General features: G+C 59.6%; 18 protein-coding genes and 1 riboswitch. Of the genes, 7 read left to right on the top strand and 11 right to left on the bottom strand.

Going from position 1 to position 22422, the window contains the following annotated elements; genetic code table 11:
• Positions 1 to 34 precede the first annotated feature (34 nt).
• Positions 35 to 2479: a VolA/Pla-1 family phospholipase gene (locus DBR30_RS02800; RefSeq protein ID WP_108541179.1), complete on the bottom strand. Its 2445-nt coding sequence runs from the start codon at positions 2477 to 2479 to the stop codon at positions 35 to 37.
• 300 nt (positions 2480 to 2779) lie between these two features.
• Here DBR30_RS02800 and ubiK point away from each other — a divergent pair, with 300 nt between their 5' ends.
• Positions 2780 to 3037, top strand: a complete 258-nt coding sequence (ubiK, locus tag DBR30_RS02795; RefSeq protein WP_005339429.1) for a ubiquinone biosynthesis accessory factor UbiK — start codon at positions 2780 to 2782, stop codon at positions 3035 to 3037.
• A 54-nt stretch (positions 3038 to 3091) separates the two neighbouring features.
• Here ubiK and DBR30_RS02790 read toward each other — a convergent pair whose 3' ends face one another.
• The 7 genes from DBR30_RS02790 to trxA all read right to left on the bottom strand — a co-directional run bounded on the left by DBR30_RS02790 (position 3092) and on the right by trxA (position 9599).
• Complete coding sequence (locus DBR30_RS02790) at positions 3092 to 4138, bottom strand: GGDEF domain-containing protein (protein ID WP_108541180.1); 1047 nt, start codon at positions 4136 to 4138, stop codon at positions 3092 to 3094.
• A gap of 71 nt (positions 4139 to 4209) precedes the next feature.
• Positions 4210 to 4341, bottom strand: coding sequence for a hypothetical protein (locus DBR30_RS21545; protein WP_257124013.1), 132 nt, complete (start codon positions 4339 to 4341; stop codon positions 4210 to 4212).
• 16 nt (positions 4342 to 4357) lie between these two features.
• Positions 4358 to 5056: an NAD(P)H-flavin reductase gene (gene fre / locus DBR30_RS02785; RefSeq protein ID WP_108541181.1), complete on the bottom strand. Its 699-nt coding sequence runs from the start codon at positions 5054 to 5056 to the stop codon at positions 4358 to 4360.
• Between the two features lie 146 nt (positions 5057 to 5202).
• Positions 5203 to 6672: a 4-hydroxy-3-polyprenylbenzoate decarboxylase gene (ubiD, locus tag DBR30_RS02780; RefSeq protein WP_108541182.1), complete on the bottom strand. Its 1470-nt coding sequence runs from the start codon at positions 6670 to 6672 to the stop codon at positions 5203 to 5205.
• A 33-nt stretch (positions 6673 to 6705) separates the two neighbouring features.
• Positions 6706 to 7698, bottom strand: a complete 993-nt coding sequence (locus DBR30_RS02775) for a hypothetical protein (protein WP_108541183.1) — start codon at positions 7696 to 7698, stop codon at positions 6706 to 6708.
• A 108-nt stretch (positions 7699 to 7806) separates the two neighbouring features.
• Positions 7807 to 9072, bottom strand: coding sequence for a transcription termination factor Rho (gene rho / locus DBR30_RS02770; protein WP_005339417.1), 1266 nt, complete (start codon positions 9070 to 9072; stop codon positions 7807 to 7809).
• 200 nt (positions 9073 to 9272) lie between these two features.
• Positions 9273 to 9599 (bottom strand): thioredoxin TrxA, encoded by a 327-nt coding sequence (trxA, locus tag DBR30_RS02765; protein WP_005339416.1) that lies wholly within the window; start codon positions 9597 to 9599, stop codon positions 9273 to 9275.
• A 113-nt stretch (positions 9600 to 9712) separates the two neighbouring features.
• Between trxA and rhlB the strand changes: the two genes are divergently transcribed.
• From rhlB to DBR30_RS02750, 3 genes are read left to right on the top strand one after another with little or no spacing between them, the layout of a single operon-like run.
• Positions 9713 to 11002 carry an ATP-dependent RNA helicase RhlB gene (gene rhlB, locus DBR30_RS02760; RefSeq protein WP_108541184.1) on the top strand — a complete coding sequence of 430 codons (1290 nt, stop codon included), beginning with the start codon at positions 9713 to 9715 and terminating at the stop codon, positions 11000 to 11002.
• An 11-nt stretch (positions 11003 to 11013) separates the two neighbouring features.
• Positions 11014 to 12504 (top strand): guanosine-5'-triphosphate,3'-diphosphate diphosphatase, encoded by a 1491-nt coding sequence (gene gppA / locus DBR30_RS02755; protein ID WP_108541185.1) that lies wholly within the window; start codon positions 11014 to 11016, stop codon positions 12502 to 12504.
• A gap of 30 nt (positions 12505 to 12534) precedes the next feature.
• Positions 12535 to 12789, top strand: a complete 255-nt coding sequence (locus DBR30_RS02750; RefSeq protein WP_042054704.1) for a Rho-binding antiterminator — start codon at positions 12535 to 12537, stop codon at positions 12787 to 12789.
• A 70-nt stretch (positions 12790 to 12859) separates the two neighbouring features.
• Here the strand turns inward: DBR30_RS02750 and DBR30_RS02745 are convergent, their stop codons facing one another.
• Positions 12860 to 13609 (bottom strand): class I SAM-dependent methyltransferase, encoded by a 750-nt coding sequence (locus tag DBR30_RS02745; RefSeq protein ID WP_108541186.1) that lies wholly within the window; start codon positions 13607 to 13609, stop codon positions 12860 to 12862.
• A gap of 76 nt (positions 13610 to 13685) precedes the next feature.
• On the opposite strand from DBR30_RS02745, the gene DBR30_RS02740 reads away from it, so the two are divergent.
• Positions 13686 to 14426, top strand: a complete 741-nt coding sequence (locus tag DBR30_RS02740; RefSeq protein ID WP_069556151.1) for a substrate-binding periplasmic protein — start codon at positions 13686 to 13688, stop codon at positions 14424 to 14426.
• 6 nt (positions 14427 to 14432) lie between these two features.
• On the opposite strand, the gene DBR30_RS02735 is transcribed toward DBR30_RS02740, so the two are convergent.
• A complete protein-coding gene (locus DBR30_RS02735; RefSeq protein WP_108541187.1) occupies positions 14433 to 16979 on the bottom strand; it encodes a putative bifunctional diguanylate cyclase/phosphodiesterase in 2547 nt (848 codons plus the stop codon).
• 207 nt (positions 16980 to 17186) lie between these two features.
• Positions 17187 to 19229, bottom strand: a complete 2043-nt coding sequence (prlC, locus tag DBR30_RS02730) for an oligopeptidase A (protein ID WP_108541188.1) — start codon at positions 19227 to 19229, stop codon at positions 17187 to 17189.
• A 424-nt stretch (positions 19230 to 19653) separates the two neighbouring features.
• Positions 19654 to 19739: riboswitch (cyclic di-GMP riboswitch) on the top strand.
• 54 nt (positions 19740 to 19793) lie between these two features.
• Here prlC and DBR30_RS22745 point away from each other — a divergent pair.
• Both DBR30_RS22745 and DBR30_RS02720 read left to right on the top strand, forming a co-directional pair.
• Positions 19794 to 21983: an immunoglobulin-like domain-containing protein gene (locus DBR30_RS22745; protein WP_108541189.1), complete on the top strand. Its 2190-nt coding sequence runs from the start codon at positions 19794 to 19796 to the stop codon at positions 21981 to 21983.
• Positions 21984 to 22151: 168 nt separating this feature from the next.
• Positions 22152 to 22422, top strand: a 271-nt coding sequence (locus DBR30_RS02720) for a hypothetical protein (protein ID WP_146181347.1), incomplete at its 3' end; no start/stop codon positions are given.

Below are 22422 nucleotides of genomic sequence, written 5' to 3'. Positions count from 1 at the left end.
CCCGAAGGGCGGCGTTTTGTTACGCGATAGGCAGTTACTGCTTGATCAGGGTGTCATCGGTTACCTTGACCGCCGCACCGCCACTCATAAAGAAGCTGGCGAACTGGGTCTGGATCTCGGTAGTGACCGCGCCAGCCTGATCGAAGTTCTCGTCAGGGGCCAGCAGCGAGCTATGGCCCCCTTTCAGGAAGCGTGCAGCATGGTGACCCGCCGGGAGCACACCGGAACCCTTCAGCTCTTGTAAACCCAGCACCCGGAACAGTGGTTCGGTGCCACCCAGCGGCGCGGAGGCGATGCTGTTGGGGATCACCTGATCCGGCAAGCTGAGCGCACCATCGCCAACAATTTCGGTGGCGAACAGCGGGAAGCTCTTGGCGACACCACTGCCCAGATTGATCGGGTCGGCAGAATCCAGCACTGACTGGGCGGCAAAGGTATAGCTCTGCAAGGTGCTCGCCGCCCCCGCCTGCGTGGCCGCATCCAGACTGGGCAGGAACTCGTTGACGAAGCAAGTGGCGGCAGCTGTTTTGCAATTCGGTGCATAGGCGGTAAAGCCCGCTTTCAGCGCCGGACTGCCCGAGGTGAGCACGCTCATCTTGATGGTCGGCCCGAAGCTCGGCGAGTTGAGCAGCAGCGGCGCGATGCCGCCACCCGGCATCGCCAGACCGCCGGTATCGAACTTGAACAGGGCATCAGCCAGGGCACTGCCGGTGGTCTGGTTGGCGACCGCCAGCAGATTGGCTCCGGCAATTGCCCCCAGCGAGTGGCCGAGGAAATGTACCTTCAGACCGGCACCGCCCAGTTGACCACCCAGCCCCTTGGCATTGGCCAGACCGACGGCCAGTCGCAGTCCCAGCAGATCGGCCACGCTCTGTTTCAGGTTGTCCCGCGCCACCGTCAGATAGCCCAGATTCAGGTAGGGAGTCGGGTTCTCGGAGGTGGTGACGGTATCCGTGCTGCCACTCAGGGCATAGCCACGCTCACCATGCAGCGGATGATCGATCACCACCACAGCGACATTTTTGGCTGTTGGTGTGACTTGCAGACCAGCACCAATCTGGCTCAGCGCCAGCGCATAAGCGTTCTCCTTGATGGAGGTAACCCCGTGTTGATAGATGATCACATCGGTAATGATATTGAGCGGTGCAGCGGCGAAGATCCGCAGCGGTACCGATTGTACTTCGGTCAGGGTCGGCAACGGGTTGAAACGACCGATATTGCGCTCGGCATCCAGCGGTTTGCCACCGGAGGTGAGGGTCACCCCGATCAGCTTGCTCGCCTCGGTCAGCAGTTCACTCTGACGGCTCGGGTCGGCAATCAGCTCACCCAGCAGTGCCGGGTCCACCCCCGCCCCGACCAGTCCACCGATCACCTCGGTATCGCCCGCTTTCAGCGCGTTGGCGATGGCATAGAGGCTGGGAATGGCGCCGTGCCAGGATTGGGTCTTGGCCTTGTCCCATGAGCCAGCTATCGCCGGGGTAGAGAGGAAGTAAGGGAGCTTGACGGTGCCGGTGTAAACCTTGGTCAACAGGGCAACACCGTTAAGCGGCATGCCAGTACCAAAGGCGGCACTCAATGCATCTTTCTGATCCTGCGGCAGGAATGGCTCAGCAGCCAGCTGGGTCAGAAAATCCACGCCGCCATTAAGGCTGCTGATGGTATAGGTTGCCGGCAAGCTGGTATTGCCCCTGGCATCCTGTTTCCACAGCGACGCGGCATCCAGGCTTGGGCTCTTCAACACGGAAGCGGCGGCACTCTTCACCGCCAGCAGCACATCGGCACCGGACTGGGTGGCAAACCAGTCGGAGAAGATCACCCGATCGCTGGTGATCCCGGTGGCCGCCTTGAACAGACCTTCCTGCAGCGAGATCAGGCCGTTGATGGTCTGCTCCTGAGTGGTTGCGCCAGCTGTCGATTTGAAGCTGCTGTAATCGCCGCCCGCCTTGAGCGGTGTGCCGCGACTGTCCTTGAGGGCATCGGTCGCCACGATCATGTAGTAAGAAGAGGGATTGAACGGCTTGAGCGGAACCAGATTAAGCTTGCCGTCCCCGCCGGTGACCACAAAGTCGGTCCCATAAACCAGTGGCTTGCCGCCCTTGACACCGTTGGGTTGCAGAGTGACCGGATCCAGCGTGAGCTCGAGCAGGTAGAGGGGCGCAACGGCAGAGGCATACTCGCTGGCCGCCGGTGCCGGCACAGAGACACCGGTCACGGTCGCTGGTACCAGCTGGACGGGTTGGGTGGTTGACCAGCCATCCAGGGTGGAGAGGGCAGATACCGGGTTCGACAGATCAGCAGTTTCTGTCGAAAACTTCAGGGTACCGTCGCTGGCACGGGGGGCCAGCACGCTCGGGCGCACCCCGTTGGCACCACTCAGGACGTAGTCGAGGGAGCTGGTGGTGTCTCCCTTGTTGTCATCTCCACCACATCCGGCCAGCAGGGCGCTGACAACAGCTGCATAAATTAGCTTCTTCTTCATTTTTTATTCTCTTTTTATAAGGTTGTTATCCATCACAAGCCAACGGGGTCATCACGACCTCGACTGCAAAACGTTAACATAAAACCAACACAAAATAAGACTCATGCCGGACAGTTCTGGCTCAGCTTTGTGGTGCATGTCATGGTTTCAGGTTAACAAAGGGGCGCAAGGGTAGCAGTTGTGGCCCCATCACCAGACCCGACCAGCCAATGGGCACCATCACGACTAAAAAGCCGCCGCGATCTCGGCAAAGTGAGGGAATTGTCGGTAGAATGTCCGCCAACGCTTAAGGAGGACATCATGATCGACCCGAAGAAACTGGAAGAGATCGCCAAGCAGGTGCACAACTCCCTGCCGCCCGGCATTCGCAGCATGGGTGAAGAGGCCGAGAAGAAGATGCGTCAGGTACTGCAAGCCCAGCTGGGCAAGCTGGATCTGGTCAGCCGCGAAGAGTTCGACGTGCAGACCAAGGTGCTGCTGCGTACCCGTGAAAAACTGGCCGCCCTCGAAAGCAAGCTGGCTCAGCTCGAGCAGCAGCTCGGCGCCAAAGGCGAATAACGAAAACCCCAGCTCGGCTGGGGTTTTTGCTTTGAATTGATCCTGTAAAAAACATCACACCTGAAGCAGATACCAGGCTCGCTTGCCGCGCGCCTTGGCCTCATACATGGCCCTGTCGGCCACCTCCAGCGCCTGTCGGAAGCTCAATGGCTCCTCCTCCCACAGGGCGATGCCGATGCTCAGCCCCACCCGTTGCGGGCAACCGGGTTTGGGCACATAGCCGTGCATCCGGCTGATCAGGGCGTCAGCCAGCTGCGCCAGGCCATGGCTCGACACATCCCGGTGCAGATGCACTACAAACTCGTCGCCGCCGTAACGGCCACATAGCGCCGAGCCAGGCATAATAAGGCGCAGCCAGTCCGCCATCTGCTGCAACACCAGATCGCCGCAGGCGTGGCCCAGCTGGTCATTGATCCCCTTGAAATCATCCAGATCGATAAAGAGCAGCGCTCCTGCTCCGTCATGTTGCTGCTGAGCAAACGCCTTGCCAAACCCCTGCCGGTTGAGCAGGCCGGTCAGGGCATCGCTGTTGGCTCGCTCGGCCAGCCTCTGTTCATAGGCTTTGCGCTGGGTGATATCGATATGGGAACCCATGATCCGCAGCGGCTTGCCATCGCCATCCCGATCGACGACCCGTCCCCTATCCCACAGCCAGGTGACCTCGCCTTGCGGGTTGATGGTGCGGTATTCGGCTTCATAGAAGGGGGTTTTCCCCTCAAGATGGGCAAAGTAGCTGCCCATGGCATGGGCGCGATCGTCGGGATGGAGCTTGGCGCTCCACTGATCGAAATGAGGGGCCATGTCACCGGCCTGAAAGTTCTGCAGGTTGAATACCCGCAGCTCGCCGGTGGGAATGGTGCCCTGCCAGAGACAGATGCCGGTGGGAATGGTGCCCTGCCAGAGACAGATGCCGGTGCCATCGAGGGCGGCATTGAGCTTCTCCTGCAACAGACCGTTTGCATGCTGCAAAGCGGCGATTTCTGCCTGCAAATGGGCCATTTCACCGCCATGAGGGGACGGGATCAGCGTTGCGACCCGCTCGACAGAGCCGAGCTCTCTCCTGTCATCCTCCGCAGATGCCCTGCCCTCTTCACTCAACACTGCGCCTCCTTGTGCTTGCTCTATGGATGCTCTTGTCAATCCCCCACAAAGATGCCATCAGCTAGGCTCGATTAGTAGCCATTCATAGCCAAAATATTGAAAAATAATGGGATAACGCCGCGATAATCCAACCATTCGGTACGATCAGGTACTGCGGCAGCCACAAAAACAAAAGCCCCCGGCAAAACCGGGGGCTGCGTCATCCAGACGGGGATCCCGTCAGATAAATTCGTAGGCGTCACCAAAGATGCGCTCCGGCTCGGCGCCAAGGATCTTGAACTCCTCCCGCGCGGCACCCGCCATCTCGAAACGGCCGGCGACATAGATGTCGTAGTCGTGGAGGCTGACGAAGTCATCCATGATCGCCTTGTGCACCAGGCCGCTCTTGCCGGTCCAGTCAGCCTCCGGCTCCTGCACCACCGGGATAAAGGTGAGCGGCGCATAGTCACGCTCCCACTGCTGCATCTGCTCCAGCTCATAGAGCCAGTGAGCCTGACGCACACCCCAGTAGAAGAACACAGGGCGCTTGCTGCCCGTGTCGATCAGGTACTCCAGAATGGAGCGGGCGTAAGAGAAGCCGGTGCCGCCCGCCATCAGGATCAGTGGACGAGGGGATTCATCGCGCAGGAACGCCTTGCCAGCCGGCAATTCGACCTCGATCTCGCCCTGCTCGCGCATGCGGGCCAGCACCTGACCGGCATAGGCGTTCTCGGGAGTGGCGCCAATTTGCAACTCCAGCACGCCCAGGCGGGTCGGCGAGTTGGCGATGGAGAAGGGGCGCTTGTCCGAATCGCTCATCACCACCAGCAGATACTGGCCCGGCTTGAAGCTGATCGCTTGCTGCGGCGTCAGGGCCACATGCCAGATGGTGTCGACATATTCGCGCAGTTCCTCTACGCGGCATTTGATACGTTGCATTCTTTTCCTTGTGGCGGGCTCGCTCGGCCCGCTCCGCTCATTGTTTCACTATGGAGTGACGACCAGCAGCCCTGGCCCCGTCAGTCGAGAATACTCAAATCAGTGCGGATCGCATCACTTTTTGCAGCAAAGCTGTCATGTTTGCCTCATCCGAGGATATTGAGCTCATCCCAGATGGCATCAACCTTCTGCTTCACCGCCTCATCCTGAACTATGGGCTGACCCCACTCCCGATTGGTCTCTCCCGGCCACTTGTTGGTGGCATCCAGCCCCATCTTGGAGCCGAGGCCGGAGACCGGCGAGGCGAAGTCCAGATAGTCGATCGGGGTGTGCTCGATCAAGGTGGTGTCCCGTGCCGGGTCCATCCGGGTGGTGATGGCCCAGATCACATCCTTCCAGTCGCGGGCGTTGACGTCATCGTCACACACCACCACGAACTTGGTGTACATGAACTGGCGCAGGAATGACCAGACCCCCAGCATCACCCGCTTGGCGTGGCCCGGGTAACGCTTCTTGATGGTCACCACCGCCATCCGGTAGGAGCACCCCTCCGGCGGAAGATAGAAGTCGACGATCTCGGGGAACTGCTTCTGCAGCAGCGGTACGAACACCTCGTTCAGCGCCAGACCCAGCACCGCCGGTTCATCGGGCGGACGGCCGGTGTAGGTGCTGTGATAGATGGCATCGCGCCGCTTGGTGATGTGGGTGATGGTAAAGACCGGGAAGTCGTCCACCTCATTGTAGTAACCGGTGTGGTCGCCATAGGGCCCTTCCGGCGCCATCTCACCCGGCTCCAGATAGCCTTCCAGCACAATCTCGGCGCTGGCGGGCACCTCCAGATCACAGCTGATGGCCTTGATCACCTCGGTACGGCTGCCACGCAGCAGACCGGCAAAGGCATATTCGGAGAGAGTATCCGGCACCGGCGTCACCGCGCCGAGAATGGTCGCCGGATCGGCTCCGAGCGCCACCACCACCGGGAAGCGCTCACCGGGATGGGCCTCCTGCCACTCGCGAAAATCGATGGCACCGCCACGATGATCCAGCCAGCGCATGATCAGCTTGTTTTTGGCGATCTTCTGCTGACGATAGATGCCGAGGTTCTGCCGCTTCTTGTAGGGGCCGCGGGTGATGGTGAGGCCCCAGGTGACCAACGGTGCCACATCGCCAGGCCAGCAGTGCTGGATCGGGATCTGGTCGAGATCGACCGCATCCCCCTCCTGCACCACCTGCTGACAGGGGGCGGAAGAGAGGCGCTTGGTCGGCATGTTGAGCACCTGCTTGAAGATCGGCAGCTTCTCCATCAGCTCCTTGAATCCCTTGGGCGGCTCGGGCTCCTTGAGATAGGAGAGCCAGACCCCGACCTGGCGCAGGGCGCCCACATCGGGCTGCCCCATGCCCATGGCAACCCGATCAGGGGTGCCGAACAGGTTGGTCAGCACCGGCATGGTGTAGCCTTTGGGATTTTCGAACAGCAGAGCCGGGCCACCCGCACGCAGGGTGCGATCGCTGATCTCGGTCATCTCCAGATAGGGATCTATCTCGCGGGTGATGCGCTTGAGTTGTCCGTTTTGTTCCAGCTGCGCGATGAAATCACGCAAATCCTTGTATTTCATGCAAGTTCCCAACCGGGTTCAGGAGGTCACGCATTATAACCCTGGCTGCCCATCGGGTGTACCCGAATCGGGTAGCAGACTCGGTGCAATGGGTGGCATGTCACGCTGGCCGAGGCGTCTGGCCAGCGCAGAGAGCAGTTGGGGCTCGTCCACCTCCATCAACAGACCGGCCACCAGCGCCCCGTATTGGCGGTTGGAGAGCTCCGCCAGCAAGTATTTCTGGGCTTGCGGCGGCAAGGGGGAGAGTGCGCTCAGATGCCGCAGGGCGGCTCCCTTCAATCCCTCATTGCCACTGGCGGCAATCAGCAGATCACTGGCAGCACTGCCGTGATGGAAGCGGTTGATGGTAGAGAGTGCACGCAGCGCATCCTGATCTGCCGGCCGCCGCCACAGCATGCCATAGAGCGCCGGTTCGCCGGTGCGCTGCAACAGATGGAACAACAGATGATTGTCGGGCAGATAGATATTCTGGCTGGCCAGCACTTGCGCCTCCCGCATCCAGATCGGTTGCGGCAAGCTGTCGAGGGCCAACAACAGGGCTTGCTGCTGCATGGCGAGATCGGGGTTACTGCTGTAGTAGATGGACTTTAGCTGGAAGCTGCCCTGGGCAAGCTGCTGCCGATAGCGGTGCATCAGTGATTGCAGCTGCCACTCCCCCAGCAACTGACGGGCCTGCGCGGCAAAATCATAGACAGGTTGCTGCACCAGAAAACCGTCGACCTGCTGCTCCATGAGCCACTCGGGTGCCTTGTCGGCCTGAGCCTCGACCCACTGTTGCAACGCAGGGGATGCAGGGGGGGTCGCGGGAATATCCCGCAGCAGCTGCAACAGCAGGAACTCCCGCCGCTCGCGACTCAGGGTCGCCAGCAGAGAGTCGATGGCTGCAAATTGCCCCTCCTGCAGACGGCCCGCCAGATAGCGTTGGTGCGTCTGCAACGTCTCGGCTGTCACCGCGATCGGTGCACTCTGCACGCAGGCTGGCATTGCACTCAGCAACCCCAGCAATAACCAGAAAACAGGCTTCATGACGTCTCCATCCATGTGACATCGGGATCTCATACTACTAGGGCGACCGGAAAACAGATAAACAAAAACCGCGACCTTGGCCGCGGTTTTGTCATTTTCTGACCTGATTTATTTCTGCTGGCGCCGCATGGCGTCGAAGAACTCGTCGTTGGTCTTGGTCATCGCCAGTTTGTCGATGAGGAATTCGATACCGTCAATCTCGCCCATCGGGTGGACAATCTTGCGCAGGATCCACATCTTCTGCAACTCGTCACCGGAGGTGAGCAGCTCTTCCTTACGGGTGCCTGAGCGGGTGATGTCGATAGCCGGATAGACGCGCTTCTCGGCAATCTTGCGCGAGAGGTGCAGTTCCATGTTGCCGGTACCCTTGAACTCTTCGTAAATAACCTCGTCCATCTTGGAACCGGTATCGATCAGCGCGGTAGCGATGATGGTCAGGCTGCCGCCCTCCTCAACATTACGCGCGGCCCCGAAGAAGCGCTTGGGACGGTGCAGGGCGTTGGCGTCCACACCACCGGTCAGTACCTTGCCGGATGACGGGATAACGGTGTTGTAGGCACGGGCCAGACGGGTGATGGAGTCCAGCAGGATCACCACGTCCTTCTTGTGCTCGACCAGACGCTTGGCCTTCTCGATCACCATCTCGGCGACCTGAACGTGACGGGATGCCGGCTCGTCGAAGGTGGAAGCGATCACTTCACCTTTAACCATGCGCTGCATCTCGGTCACTTCTTCCGGACGCTCGTCGATCAGCAGAACGATCAGTTCGCAGTCAGGATGGTTGTAGGCGATGCTCTGGGCGATGTTCTGCAGCAGCATGGTCTTACCGGCCTTGGGCGGTGCGACGATGAGGCCACGCTGACCTTTACCGATCGGGGAGGCCAGATCCAGTACGCGAGCAGTGATATCTTCGGTAGAACCGTTGCCACGCTCCATGCGCAGACGCTCGTTGGCGTGCAGTGGAGTGAGGTTTTCAAACAGGATCTTGTTGCGGGAGTTTTCCGGACGGTCGTAGTTGACCTCGTTCACCTTGAGCAGCGCGAAGTAGCGTTCGCCCTCTTTCGGCGGCCGGATCTTGCCGGAGATGGTATCGCCGGTACGCAGGTTGAAACGGCGGATCTGGCTCGGGGAGACGTAGATATCGTCCGGGCCCGCCAGGTAAGAACCGTCAGCACTGCGCAGGAAACCGAAGCCGTCGGTCAGGATTTCCAGCACACCGTCGCCAAAGATATCCTCGCCACCCTTGGCGTGCGCCTTGAGGATCGCGAAAATAATGTCTTTCTTGTGCGCCCGAGCCAGATTTTCCAACCCCATGGATTCGCCGAGCTTGACCAGCTCAGACACAGGAGTGTTCTTTAATTCAGTCAGATTCATAGTGGTGAAAGTCTGTAAGCAAGGATTGAAATGAGGAGACAGTCTGCTGGATTGATGCTGATCGGATTTGACTTGCCAGGCTAGCAATGGAGTCAGGCAAAAAGGTTAGCAAACGAGCGATAAACTAGCACCAATCGGGATGAGCGTCTAGGTGATAAAACAGAAGGAGCGCATTATTGCAATGCGCTCCTCTTCGATTATTACAGGTTGCCGTCCAGGAACTCTTTCAGCTGAGTCTTGGACAGTGCACCGACCTTGGTCGCTGCCACTTCGCCATTCTTGAACAGCAAGAGGGTCGGGATACCACGAATGCCGTACTTGGGCGGAGTATCAGAGTTATGGTCGATGTTCAGTTTGGCTACGGTCACGCGACCTTCGTACTCTTGGGCAACTTCTTCCAGGATCGGGGCAATCATCTTGCACGGACCACACCACTCGGCCCAGAAGTCGACCAGAACGGCGCCATCGGCTTTGATTACATCTGCCTCGAAGCTGGCATCGCTCAGCTGAACAATCTTGTCACTCATCTCCAACTCCAGTCAGTAAATAAGGCTTTATTGACACGTCAATAAAGGCAATAGTTGCCCTATTTGAAATGATCCTGTTTATTATTGCAAGCCTAACCTGATAACCTACCGCCATGAGCAAAACACACTTAACGACCGACAAATTCGCCCAAATGGGCCTCGAACCCGAAGTTCTGGCTGGTCTGGAAGCAAAGGGATTTCACTATTGCACGCCCATCCAGGCACTGTCCTTGCCACTGCTGGTAGAGGGCCATGACCTCGCCGGGCAAGCACAGACAGGCACCGGCAAAACCATCGCCTTTCTGGCCGCCACCTTCAACTATCTTCTTACCCACCCGCTGACCAAACCCCGTCTGGTAAATCAACCCAGAGCCATCATCATGGCACCCACCCGGGAACTGGCAGTACAGATCTATAACGATGCCGACAGCATCTCCGCTTCTACCGGCCTGAAACTCGGCCTCGCCTACGGTGGTGAAGGTTACGACAAGCAGCTGGCCGTGCTGGAGCAGGGCGTCGACATCCTGATCGGCACCACTGGCCGCATCATCGACTACTTCAAGTCCAAGGTGATCGATCTGAGCAACATCCAGGTCGTGGTTCTGGACGAAGCGGATCGCATGTTTGATCTGGGCTTCATCAAGGACATCCGCTTCCTGTTCCGCCGCATGCCGCCCGCCACCGAGCGTCTGAGCATGCTGTTCTCCGCAACCCTCTCCCTGCGCGTGCAGGAGCTGGCCTACGAACACATGAACCACCCGGAACATGTGCAGGTAGAGCCTGAGCAGATGACCGGCGTGCGGATCAAGGAGGAACTGTTCTACCCCTCCAATGAAGACAAGATGTTGCTGCTGCTCTCCCTGATGGAAGAGGAGTGGCCGGAAAAAGCGATCGTCTTCGCCAACACCAAGCATGTCTGTGAAGACGTCCATGCCTGGCTGGAAAACGACGGCCACCGCGTCGGTCTGCTGACCGGTGACGTGCCGCAGAAAAAGCGGATGAAGATCCTCGAGGATTTCACCAAGGGTGCGCTCGATATTCTGGTCGCCACCGACGTGGCCGCCCGTGGTCTGCACATCCCTGACGTGACCCACGTCTTCAACTATGACCTGCCCGACGACGCCGAAGACTATGTACACCGCATCGGTCGTACCGGTCGTGCCGGCAAGAGCGGTCACTCCATCAGCTTGGCCTGTGAAGACTATGCCTTCAACCTGCCGGCCATCGAGGAGTACATCCACCACGCCATTCCGGTCAGCAAATATGATCGCGAAGCGCTGCTGGATGACGTGACCCCGCCGAAACGGGTGTTCCGCAACCGTCAGCCAGTGAACCGCAACATGCGGGATCGTCAGGGCGGTGGCAACAGCAACAACCGTCGTCGTCCGCCGCGCAAGAGCTAAGGACAGGCCCGTTGCACAACTCGCCTCTCTATGCCGCTATCGACCTCGGCTCCAACAGCTTTCATATGCTGGTGGTGCGCGAGGTCGCCGGTGCCCTGCGCACCGTCGCCAAGGTCAAGCGCAAGGTTCGCCTCGCAGCCGGGCTCGATCCGGAATTTCGTCTCAGCCGTGCCGCCATGGAGCGGGGCTGGGACTGTTTGCGTCTCTTCTCCGAACAGTTGCAGGACATTCCGGCCGACAATATCCGGGTGGTGGGCACCGCAACCTTGCGGCTTGCTACCAACGTCGACGAATTCCTCAGCGAAGCGGAACGGGTACTCAACCACAGCATCGAGATCATCTCGGGCGAGGAAGAGGCCAAGACCATCTATGAAGGGGTCTCCTGGACCTCTGCCGGGGAAGGCAACCGGCTGGTGATAGACATCGGCGGCGCCAGTACTGAACTGGTGATCGGCGAACACAGCGAAGCAAAACTGCTCAACAGCCTGCACATGGGCTGCGTTACCTGGCTCAACAATCACTTCGGTGATGGCGAGCTCTCCGAAGCCCGTTTCGAGCAGGCGATTGCTGCCGCCAAGGCGGTGCTGGAGAAGGTGGCGGATGATTACCGTGCCCTCGGCTGGCGTACCTGTGTCGGCGCCTCCGGCACGGTACAGGCGCTGCAAGAGATCATGCTGGCGCAGGGGAAGAGCGAGCGGGTCACCCTGCCCAAGCTCCAGGAGCTGATGGGTCAGGCCATCGCCTGCGGCAAGCTCGACCAGCTGCAACTGGAAGGGCTGGCGGCCGAGCGGCTGACCGTGTTCCCCTCCGGCCTCGCCATCCTGATCGCCATCTTCGAAACCCTCGATATCGAGAGCATGACCCTCGCGGGTGGCGCCCTGCGCGAAGGACTGATCTACGGTCTGCTTGGCAACAATCACGACTGTGATGCCCGGGATCGCACCGCCGACAGCCTGATCAGCCGCTATCAGCTGGATAAAGAGCACGCCGAACGGGTGCGCGATACCGCCGTCGAGGCGTTCAACCAGCTGCAACCGGCCTGGCGACTCTCGAAACGCTACGGTCGTCCGATCTTGCGTTATGCCGCCCTGCTGCACGAGATCGGCCTCTGTATCGAGTACAAGAAGGCGCCGCAACACGCCGCCTACATCATCGACAACATCGATATGCCGGGCTTTACCCCTGCGCAAAAGAAGCTGTTGTCGGCCCTGCTGTTCAACCAGCGGGACGAATTCAAGCTGGAACCACTGGAGAAACAGGGTGCCGTCACCGGTCGTCAGGCGATCCGGCTGGCCCGTATCCTGCGCATCGCGCTTATCCTCTGCATGCGCCGTACCCAGGGCACAGTGCCCAGCTTCACCCTGCAGGCAGAAGAGGAGTCACTGACCCTGACCCTGCCCAAGGGCTGGATGGATGAACACTACCTGCGCGCCAGCGAGCTGCGCTTTGAAGTGGAACGCCAGCAGAAGATGGGCTGGCCGACCCGCGTACAGGAAGCCTGACTGAGCAACCTGCCTGTTTTGGAGCCGATCATGCCGGATTATCAACCCATCAGCTGCGATCTCTACGACTGGCTCGAAATTGCTGCCAGCTGGCAACTGCCGGTGACCCTCACCAGCCGCGATGATCGCCAATGGGATGACAAGATCCGCACTATCGAAGCCAGCGAAGGGGTCGAGTATCTGTTGCTGCACAGTGGCGAGCGGCTCAGTCTGGCAGAACTGGCGACCCTGCGCCTGAACTGGCAAGGGGAAGAAAAGCTGATCCGCTTCGCGCCAACCAACTGAATCCAATACGAAAAAGGAGGGCCAACATGATGTTGGCCCTCCTTTTTGCATCTGCGACTCGCACCGGCCGTTAACTCGCCGCCAGCGCAGCCATCACATAGACATCGAAGCGGTTGCTCTTGGTTTCGATGGCCATGCTGGGCTTCTGTTCATTGAGCCAGCCGGCGTAGTCGGGGCGTTTCACCACCACCCGCTTCTCTGCCATTTGAAGCGCAGCTGGCAGCAGAGCATCAGCATCAAGATCCGGCCCCACCAGCGACTGGAACACCCGCATCTCCTTTTTCACCAACGCTGACTTCTGCTTGTGGGGGAACATGGGGTCGAGGTAGATCACCTCGGGCCGCTCCGGCAGCGCCAGCAGATTGTCCACCGCCGGGCCTTGCAGCAGGTGCATCCGCTCGCTGACCCAGGGGCCAATCTCGGGATCCTGTGCCGCCCGCGCCAACCCGTCCTGCAACAGAGCAGCCACCACAGGGCTGCGTTCGATCAGGGTCACCTTGCAACCGAGGGAGGCGAGCACGAAGGCATCGCGCCCCAGCCCGGCGGTAGCATCCACCACGGTTGGTGTGGCACCGGCCTTGAGCCCCACCGCCTTGGCGATGGATTGACCGCGACCGCCACCAAACTTGCGACGATGTGCCACCGCCCCTTCCACGAAGTCCACATAGACGGCACCCAGCTTGGGCTCGTCCAGCTTGCGCAGCTCCAACCGTTCCGGGGTAAACACCAGGGCAAACTGGGGAAGGTCGAGCTGGGCAAGCTGGCTGGCCAGCGCGTCTGCCTGCGCGGCCTTGGCGGGGTCTTCGAGGAGGATTTGCATGGTCTTTGGATGCGTTCTAAGTTCAGTGAACCGAGTGTACCACAGCCCCTTCAAGTCGCTGTAGGGAGGAAATCCCATGAACCTGTTCATTGCCCTGCTCCTCGCCGCCCAGAGCGGCACAAACCTGAAGGTCTGCGGCGTAGACTGGCCTCCCTTTTCCTATGCCGAACAGGGCAACCTGAAAGAGGGCATTTCGGTGGAGATCCATCAAGAGGTGGCACGCCGCCTTGGCATGAACCTCACCCTGCTTGAACTGCCTTGGGGGCGCTGCGAGCAATATGTCAGCACCCAGCTGGCGGATGGCATTCTCGACAATGCCCCTCTCCCCGGTTGCTATCACTCTGACCTTGCCACCGCCTTCTATCCTCTGGCCGCCTATGTGCGTACCGACAGTCCGTTACAGAACTTCTCGTGGGAGATGGCCAAGGGGCTGAAAGTAGGAATGGTCAGAGGGTATGACTACACGGCAAAGATCAGGAGCTTCACTGGCTGGGAGCCCATCAAGGTTCACTCCGACAAACAGCTGCTACTGATGCTGGAAAAGAGCCGGGTCGATATGATCATCCTGGACTACTTCTCTGCCCCCATTCTGTCGAGGGAGCAGGACGTCAGGATCCGCGCCCTCACCCCCTTTATCGATTCGACGCCGCTCTACCTCTGTTTTGGCAAACAGAAGGCTGACCTGCTGCCTGCCTACAACAAGGCGCTGCAACAGATGCAGGATGAGGGAGTACTGGATCGCATCTATTTGCGCTATCTCGGCGAGGATTACCGGACATTGAAAACCAAACAGGAACAGATGACATCGAAGGAGTAAGCACCACTAGCTGATCTGCAGAAACATCCCTTTGTCATTGAGCTGCAGATATTCGGTGAGATCGTCATAGGCCAGCGGGCGACTGAGCAGATAACCCTGGGTGAAGGCACACCCCTTCTGGCAGAGGAAGTTGAGCTGCTCGCGGGTCTCTACCCCCTCGATCACCACCTGCATGCCGAGGTTGTGCACTATGTTGATGATGCCGTCGAGCAGCATCCGATCCTGCTCGTTGAAGGGGATATGGCGCACGAAGGAGCGGTCGATCTTGACCAGATCGACCGGGAAGGTGCGCAAATAGTTGAGCGCCGAGTAGCCGGTACCGAAATCGTCGATGGCCAGCTTACAGCCCGCCTCGCGCAGGGCATCGATCCGCACTCTGTGCTGATCGCTGCTCTCCATCAGCAGAGATTCGGTGATTTCGATGACGATGTCGGCAGGATCGAGCCCGAAGTGCTGGATCACCTTGAGCCACTCACTCGCCTCGGGGTCGATGGTCTGGAACTCCATGGTGGAACGGTTGATCGACATCTGCAGATCAGGGAAGCCGGATTGCTGCAACCGCGCCAGATCCCGGCACGATTGCCACAATACCAGCGCACCCAGCCCCTGAATTAATCCCGCCTCTTCCGCCAGCGGAATAAACTCGGCAGGAGATACCTGCCCCCAGTGGGGGTGATACCAGCGCACCAGCGCTTCCAGCTTGGCGACCCGTCCGCTGCGATTATCCCAGATGGGCTGGTAGGCCATGGTCAGCTGCTCCAGCTTGATCGCTTCGGCCAAATCCTGCTGCATCTGGTGGCGCTGGCGCACCTCTTCCCGCATGGATGAGCAGTAGGCACCGAGCAACCGTCCCTGCCGCTTAGCCGCAAACAGCGCCTGTTCGGCGTTGCGCAGCAGCTCGTCGCTCTCGCTGCCATCGACCGGACAGAGAGTCATGCCGATGGTCGCGGTCACATAGAGATGCTGGTTGGCCAGCATAAAGGGGCGGGCGAAACTGCCGATCACCTGCTTGGCAAACACCTCGGCCTGACGGCGGGTGACGATGCCGGGCACCAGAAACGCGAACTCGTCGCCACCGATACGGGCCACCAAATCTTCGGTGCGCACCCGGCTCACCAGCCGATCCGACACCTCCCGCAACAGGGCATCGCCAGCATGGTGATCCATGCTGTTGTTGACCGCCTTGAAGTTGTTGAGGTCGAGCACCATGAGCGCGAAGCGCTCGCCCCGCTCGCAGAAGCGGGTGAGGCAGCGGCCAAACAGCCAGCGGTTGGGCAGGCTGGTAAGGTTGTCGTAGTTGGCCTGGGTCGCGATCTTCTGCTCGGCCACTTTGGTCTGTGAAAGATCGCTGAAAATGGCGATATATTGCTGGATTTTGCCGGCTTCACGCAGGGTGCTGATCATCAGCTGCTGCGGATAGAGCTTGCCGTTCTTGCGCTTGTTCCACACTTCGCCACGCCACACCCCCACCCGCTCCAGCGCGTGGTACATGTCGGCATAGAAGGTCTGATCGTGCAGCCCGGACTTGAGCATGCTGGGACGCTGGCCCCGCACCTCGTCGCTGTTGTAGCCGGTGATCTGCTCGAAGGCCGGGTTGACCGAGATGATGCGGCTGTCGGCATCGCACACCAGAATCGCTTCGGAGAGGTTGTCGTAGACCCGGTGAGAGAGCTTGAGCTGCTCCGCATGACGCTTGAGGGGATCGATATTCTCCAGCAGCACCATCAGGTAGTCCGGCTGCTGCTGCTCGTCGCGGATCAGGGTGACCGTTACCCGCCCCCACAGGATCTCGCCCCCCTTGCAGAAGTAGCGCTTCTCCTGGGTGAAACTGCTGCGCTCGCCGCGCCGGATCTCTTCGTAGCACTCAAGGCTGCGCTGCCAATCCTCCGGGTGATTGATGTCGGAGATGGAGCGATGAAGCAGCTCGTCGAGGGGATAGCCCAGCATCTTCTCGATAGCCGGATTGGCCCAGAGAATGTGGCCGGTGAGATCGAGCTTGCCGATCCCCACCGGGGCCTGAAACAGCATGCTCTGCAGCACATGGGGGGTATCAGGCAAGAGTTGCGGCAGCTGGCGTTGCAGCATCAGCGCCAGTTCGCGACCGGCCAGCGGCCCCAGCAACCGGAGCAGCCCCATCACCTTGGTCATATTGGCCTGCGGCTGACGATAGAGCAGGCAGCAGATACCTATGGTCTCGCCATCCGCATCCTTGAGGGCGATCCCGGCGTAGGCCTGGGCTTGCCACGCATCGGCAAGTGGCATCGCGGGGAACAGCTGCAACAGACGATCGCTGAACCAGGCTTCCCCCTCCTGCCAGGTAATGGCATCGGGAGAATCAGTGATTGGCAGCGTCAGGGTATCGGTGTCAAGAGAGGAGGGATGGGCAGCCTGAACCGTAAGATGGGAAGCATTTGATTCCCTGCTGGCGATCAGGACGACATCAGCCATCACAGCAGCGGCGATTTCACTCACAAAGGTATCGAAATATCCCTGGCCGCTCGAATGAGCCAGACTGGAGATGATTTGATAGACGGAATCGAGTGCTCGCCTCATGGCAAGTGGCTTTCTCTCCTTGAAGGTTAGAACACGACTCTACTGAAGAGCCGTGGGCAGTGCAAATATGCAATCAGCAAGATATTAAAAAGCCTTGAAAAAAGGGACCAAAAGGTCCCTTTTTGTCGCAGAAATCACGACTCGATCCCACTATGCCGCAAAACAGTGTACCTGCTTGAAGCTCACACAGGCGGCGGGTCAGGAATCTCAGGCAGCGATCCCGCTGTGTCGCAACAGCGCATCCACCTTGGGCTCACGACCACGGAAGGCTCGGAACAGCTCCATCGGCTCCTTCGAGCCACCCTTCTCGAGAATATTCTTCAGGAAGGATTGGCCGGTCGCCGGGTTGAAGATCCCCTCCTCCTCGAAGCGGGAGAAGGCATCGGCAGAGAGCACCTCGGCCCACTTGTAGCTGTAGTAGCCCGCCGCATAGCCGCCCGCGAAGATGTGGGAGAAGCTGTGCTGGAAGCGATTGAACGCCGGTGGCGTCATCACGGCCACCTGACTACGCACCTCATCCAGCAGCGCCGGGAGCTGTGCCGGATTGGTCGGGTCAAACTCCTGATGGAGACGGAAGTCGAACAGGGCGAACTCCAGCTGGCGCAGCATCTGCATCGCCGCCTGGAAGTTGCGGGCGGTCAGCATCTTCTCCAGCAGATCGGCAGGCAACGGCTCGCCGGTCTCGTAGTGGCCGGAGATAAAGGCCAGCGCCTCAGACTCCCAGCACCAGTTCTCGAGGAACTGGCTCGGCAGCTCTACCGCATCCCAGGCCACGCCGTTGATACCGGCGACACCGGCCACATCGATGCGGGTCAGCATGTGGTGGATGCCGTGGCCAAACTCATGGAACAGGGTGACCACTTCGTTGTGGGTAAACAGCGCCGGTTTGCCATCCACCGGGCCGTTGAAGTTGCAGGTCAGGTAGGCCACCGGTTTTTGCAGCGAGCCATCCTGACGGTAGCGACGACCCAGACAGACATCCATCCAGGCCCCGCCCTGCTTGTGCTCGCGGGCGTAGAGGTCGAGATAGAAGCTGCCGCGCAGCTCGTCGTCAGCATCGAAGATGTCGTAGAAGCGCACGTCCGGGTGCCAGGTGTCGATGCCGAGGCGCTCGCGCACCTTCATGCCGAACACCCGCTTCACCACTTCGAACAACCCCTTCACCACCTTGCTGGCAGGGAAGTAGGGGCGCAGCTGCTCATCGGAGATGGAGAACTTGTGCTGTTTGAGCTTCTCGGCGTAGTAGGCGAGATCCCAGGCTGCCAGCTCGCTCTGACCATGCTGCTCGGCGGCGAAGGTGCGGATCTCCTCCAGCTCGGCCTTGCCTTGTGGCAGGGACTTGGCCGCCAGATCGGTGAGGAAGCTCACCACCTGTTCGGTCTTGTCCGCCATCTTGGTGGCCAGGGAGAGCTCGGCATAGTTGGCGAACCCTAGCAACTGAGCCAGTTCGCGGCGCAGGGTGAGCAGCTCGCTCATGATGGCGGAGTTGTCCCACTTGCCTGCATTGGGGCCCTGATCGGAGGCGCGGGTGGTGAAGGCTTCGTACATCTCGGCGCGCAGCTCGCGGTTGTCCGCGTACATCATCACCGGCAGGTAGGAAGGGATATCCAGAGTGAACAGCCACCCCTCTTTGCCTTTAAATTCAGCCATCTGACGGGCAACGGCACGCACACTGTCGGGCAGACCGGCCAATTCGGCTTCATCGGCCACCAGCTTTTGCCAGCCCTGGGTCGCATCCAGCACGTTGTTGCTGAAACGGGATGCCAGCTCGGAGAGGCGGGCCTGAATTTCGCCGTAACGCTGCTGCGCCTCGGCAGGCAGACCGATGCCGGAGAGGCGGAAGTCACGCAGGGTATTCTGGATCTCCTTGCGCTGGGCGCCGCTGAGCAGCGGGAAATCATCGCTCTGGGAGAGGGCCAGATAGGCCTGATAGAGCCCTTCATGCTGACCGACATAGGTCTGGAATTCGGAGAGCAGCGGCAGGCAGGCGTCATGGGCCTCGCGCAGCGCTTCGCTGTTGAGTACGGAGTTGAGGTGGCTGACCGGTGACCAGATCCGTGACAGGCGGTCATTTACCTCTTCCAGCGGGGCAATCAGGCTATCCCAGGTATGGGGATCACGCTGGGCCAGCACATCGCTGATCTTCTGCTTGCAGTCAGCAATCGCCTGAATCACGGCAGGCTGAACCTGCTCCGGCTTGATCTGGCTGAAAGGGGGCAGTGAATCCATTGTCAGCAAAGGGTTATTCATCCCGGTTACCTCTTGTTTGGTCTTGAACAGACCGCTTTAGCAGCTCTGTATGGCTTTCTAACATGTGGCCAAGCCACGCAATAATCAAGCGGGAATCCACCTCTCGGCACTGTTTTCCCCTCTTTGTGAGCTCAAACACCTCTCTGCCAGATACTGGACGGCAACAGCATGAATAATCGGTACTTTTTTGCTCTTTTTGCGGCTTTTTCAACTCTCGAACCACAAGGGAGCAGACCAAATCCAATCGACAAAAGAGTAGGTTACAGCGGCCTATCACCGGCCCTTTCCATGCTTGGAAAATAACCAATCAACAAGTTAATAACCAAAACAAATCATGCACATACGTTGATTAATTTATTTTTAAGTGCATATCATAAGCAGCCTGTTACTCAGGTCACTTGATTCTCTGTGCTGCACAGAAATCGGGTGAAAAAGGCAAAGTGACCCGAAAGGGCGCGACGCAAAGCCACCGGTCTAAGGGAAAACACCTATGACAGCGGGGCTGCCCCCGGGAGCGTTCGGCCATAGCTGGACGCTCCGTTTGTACTGTATGGAGATATCAAGATGAACAAATTGAAGTTATCCCTGCTGGGCTGTCTGCTCGGCATGGGCGCCCCCATGGCATATGCCGCCAGTGCCGGTCAGGCGATGGTCAATCCCCAGTCCGGCGTAGTGGTCGGCTATTGGCACAACTGGTGTGACGGCTCGGGCTACAAGGGCGGTATCGCCCCCTGCGTCAAGCTCGATCAGGTCAACCCGCAATACAACGTGGTCGATGTCTCCTTCATGAAGGTCTATGGCAGCGATCCCATCCCCACCTTCAAACTCGACCCGGCCATCGGCATGAGCGAAAGCCAGTTTATCGCCCAGATCGCCGAGCTGAACCGTCAGGGCCGTGCCGTGCTGCTGGCGCTGGGCGGTGCCGATGCACACATCGAGCTGCGCAAAGGTCAGGAGCAGGCCTTTGCCGACGAGATCATCCGTCTGGTGGAGACCTATGGCTTCGACGGGCTGGATATCGACCTGGAACAGGCCGCCATCACTGCCGCCGACAACCAGACCGTGATCCCGGCGGCCCTGCGTCTGGTCAAGGATCACTACCGCGCCCAGGGGAAAAACTTCCTCATCACCATGGCGCCAGAGTTCCCCTATCTGACCCAGACTGGCGCCTACATCCCCTATATCCGCAATCTGGAAGGGTACTACGACTGGATCAATCCCCAGTTCTACAACCAGGGTGGTGACGGTATCTACATCGATGGGATCGGCTGGATTGCCCAGAACAACGATGCCCTGAAAGAAGAGTTCATCTACTACATGGCGGATTCGCTGAGCAACGGAACCCGCGGCTTCTACAAGATCCCCCATGACAAGCTGGTGTTCGGCATTCCGACCAACATCGACGCCGCCGCCACCGGCTATGTGCAGGATCCGCAGAAGCTCTACAACGCCTTCAACCGCCTGAAGAGCGAGGGGCAACCGCTGCGTGGCGTGATGACCTGGTCCATCAACTGGGACATGGGCCGCAACGCTGCCGGTCAGTCCTACAACGAATCCTTCATCAAGAGCTACGGCCCCTTCATCCACGATCAGGAGATCACGCCGCCGGTCGACAACGGCAAGCCGGTGTTCAGCGGCCTGAGCGATACCCGCATCAAGCAGGGCACCGCCTTTGATCCGCTGGCCGGTGTCAGCGCCAACGACAAGGAAGATGGCGACCTGACTGGCCAAATCCAGGTGGAAGGCTCGGTAGACAGCCAGCGCATCGGCCTCTACCCCCTCACCTACAAGGTGAGCGATCGCGACAACAACGTCACCGAGCAGGTACGTACCATCGAGGTCTACAGCATGAAGCCGGTGTTCAGCGGTGTCACCGACACCACGCTGGAACTGGGTACCGCTTTCGATCCGATGACAGGCGTCAGCGCCCATGATGAAGAAGATGGCGACCTGACCGCCCAAATCAAGGTCAGCGGCAACGTCGACAGCAGCAAGGTCGGCCGCTACACCCTCACCTATCAGGTGAGCGACAGCGCCGGTCAGCAGGTAACCCAGCAGCGCAACGTGACCGTCAGGGAGCAGGGCGCCGTCTGTGAAAACAGCTGGGATGCCAAGAAGGTCTATGTGGGCGGCGACATCGTCAGCCACAACGGCAAGAACTGGCTGGCAGGCTGGTGGACCCAGAACGAAGAGCCGGGCACCACGGGTGACTGGGGCGTCTGGCGCGTACAGGGCGACAGCGACTGCGGCGGCACAACGCCACCCGCCGAAGGCAGCAGCGACTTCACCGTCAGCGCCATGGCGAGCGAGTACACCATAGTCAACGGTCAGGTCAGCATCCGTTTCAACGTGACCACCGCCAACCCGGTACAGATCACCGCGACTCTGGAGCAGAGCGGCCACAGCCACGGTACCACCAGCAGCCAGGTGAACGGCACCAGCACCCTGGTGCTGCAAGGCAGCAATGTAACCGACGGCAGCTACGACGTGGTGATCACCGGTCTGGCAGATGGCCAACAGCCGGTGGTGCAGCGCTTCCCGGTTGCGCTGACCGAAGAGAGCAGCGGCGGTGGCGAGGGTGACTACCCGGCCTACGCCCCCAACACCAGCTATCAGGCCGGTGATCGGGTCAGCAATGCCGGTGGCAACTACGAGTGCAAACCCTGGCCCTACAGCGGCTGGTGTGGTGGCTCGACCAGCCACTATGCGCCGGGTACCGGCTCTGCCTGGAGCGATGCCTGGATCAAGCTCTGACCTTGCCCCAACCACTAACGGGGGCCGACAGGCCCCCGCCCATATCCTGCCCGTCGGCCACGCTGCCGATGGGCAGGATGCACTGACCCGGACGGGTTAGCCCCTCTCTTTTACATGCTTGCCAACCACCAAAAAACGTCCAACAACAACCAAGATAAGGAAATCACCATGCTAAGAACCACCAAGCTTGCCACCCTGCTCGGACTGCTGCTGTCGGCCCATGTCGTGGCCGATGAGCGCGAACAAGCCTATTTCAAACAAACCTATCAGGAGCACTACGAGCAGATGACGGCGCGTCTCGCCGCGCTGCATCAGAGTGCGGCTGACGAGCAGAACGTGATCATCAAGGATGGCAAGCGCCACCTTGCCATCAACGGCCTGCTCTACCCGCTGACGGCGGATAACCACATCCTGTTCGATCTGCCCAAACCCCACTTTT

It is taken from the genome of Aeromonas sp. HMWF017 (assembly GCF_003061465.1).
GTDB classification, from domain to species: Bacteria; Pseudomonadota; Gammaproteobacteria; order Enterobacterales; family Aeromonadaceae; genus Aeromonas; species Aeromonas veronii.
Note: the sequence above shows the minus strand (reverse complement) of the source record. Positions and strands in the feature narration are given on the sequence as shown.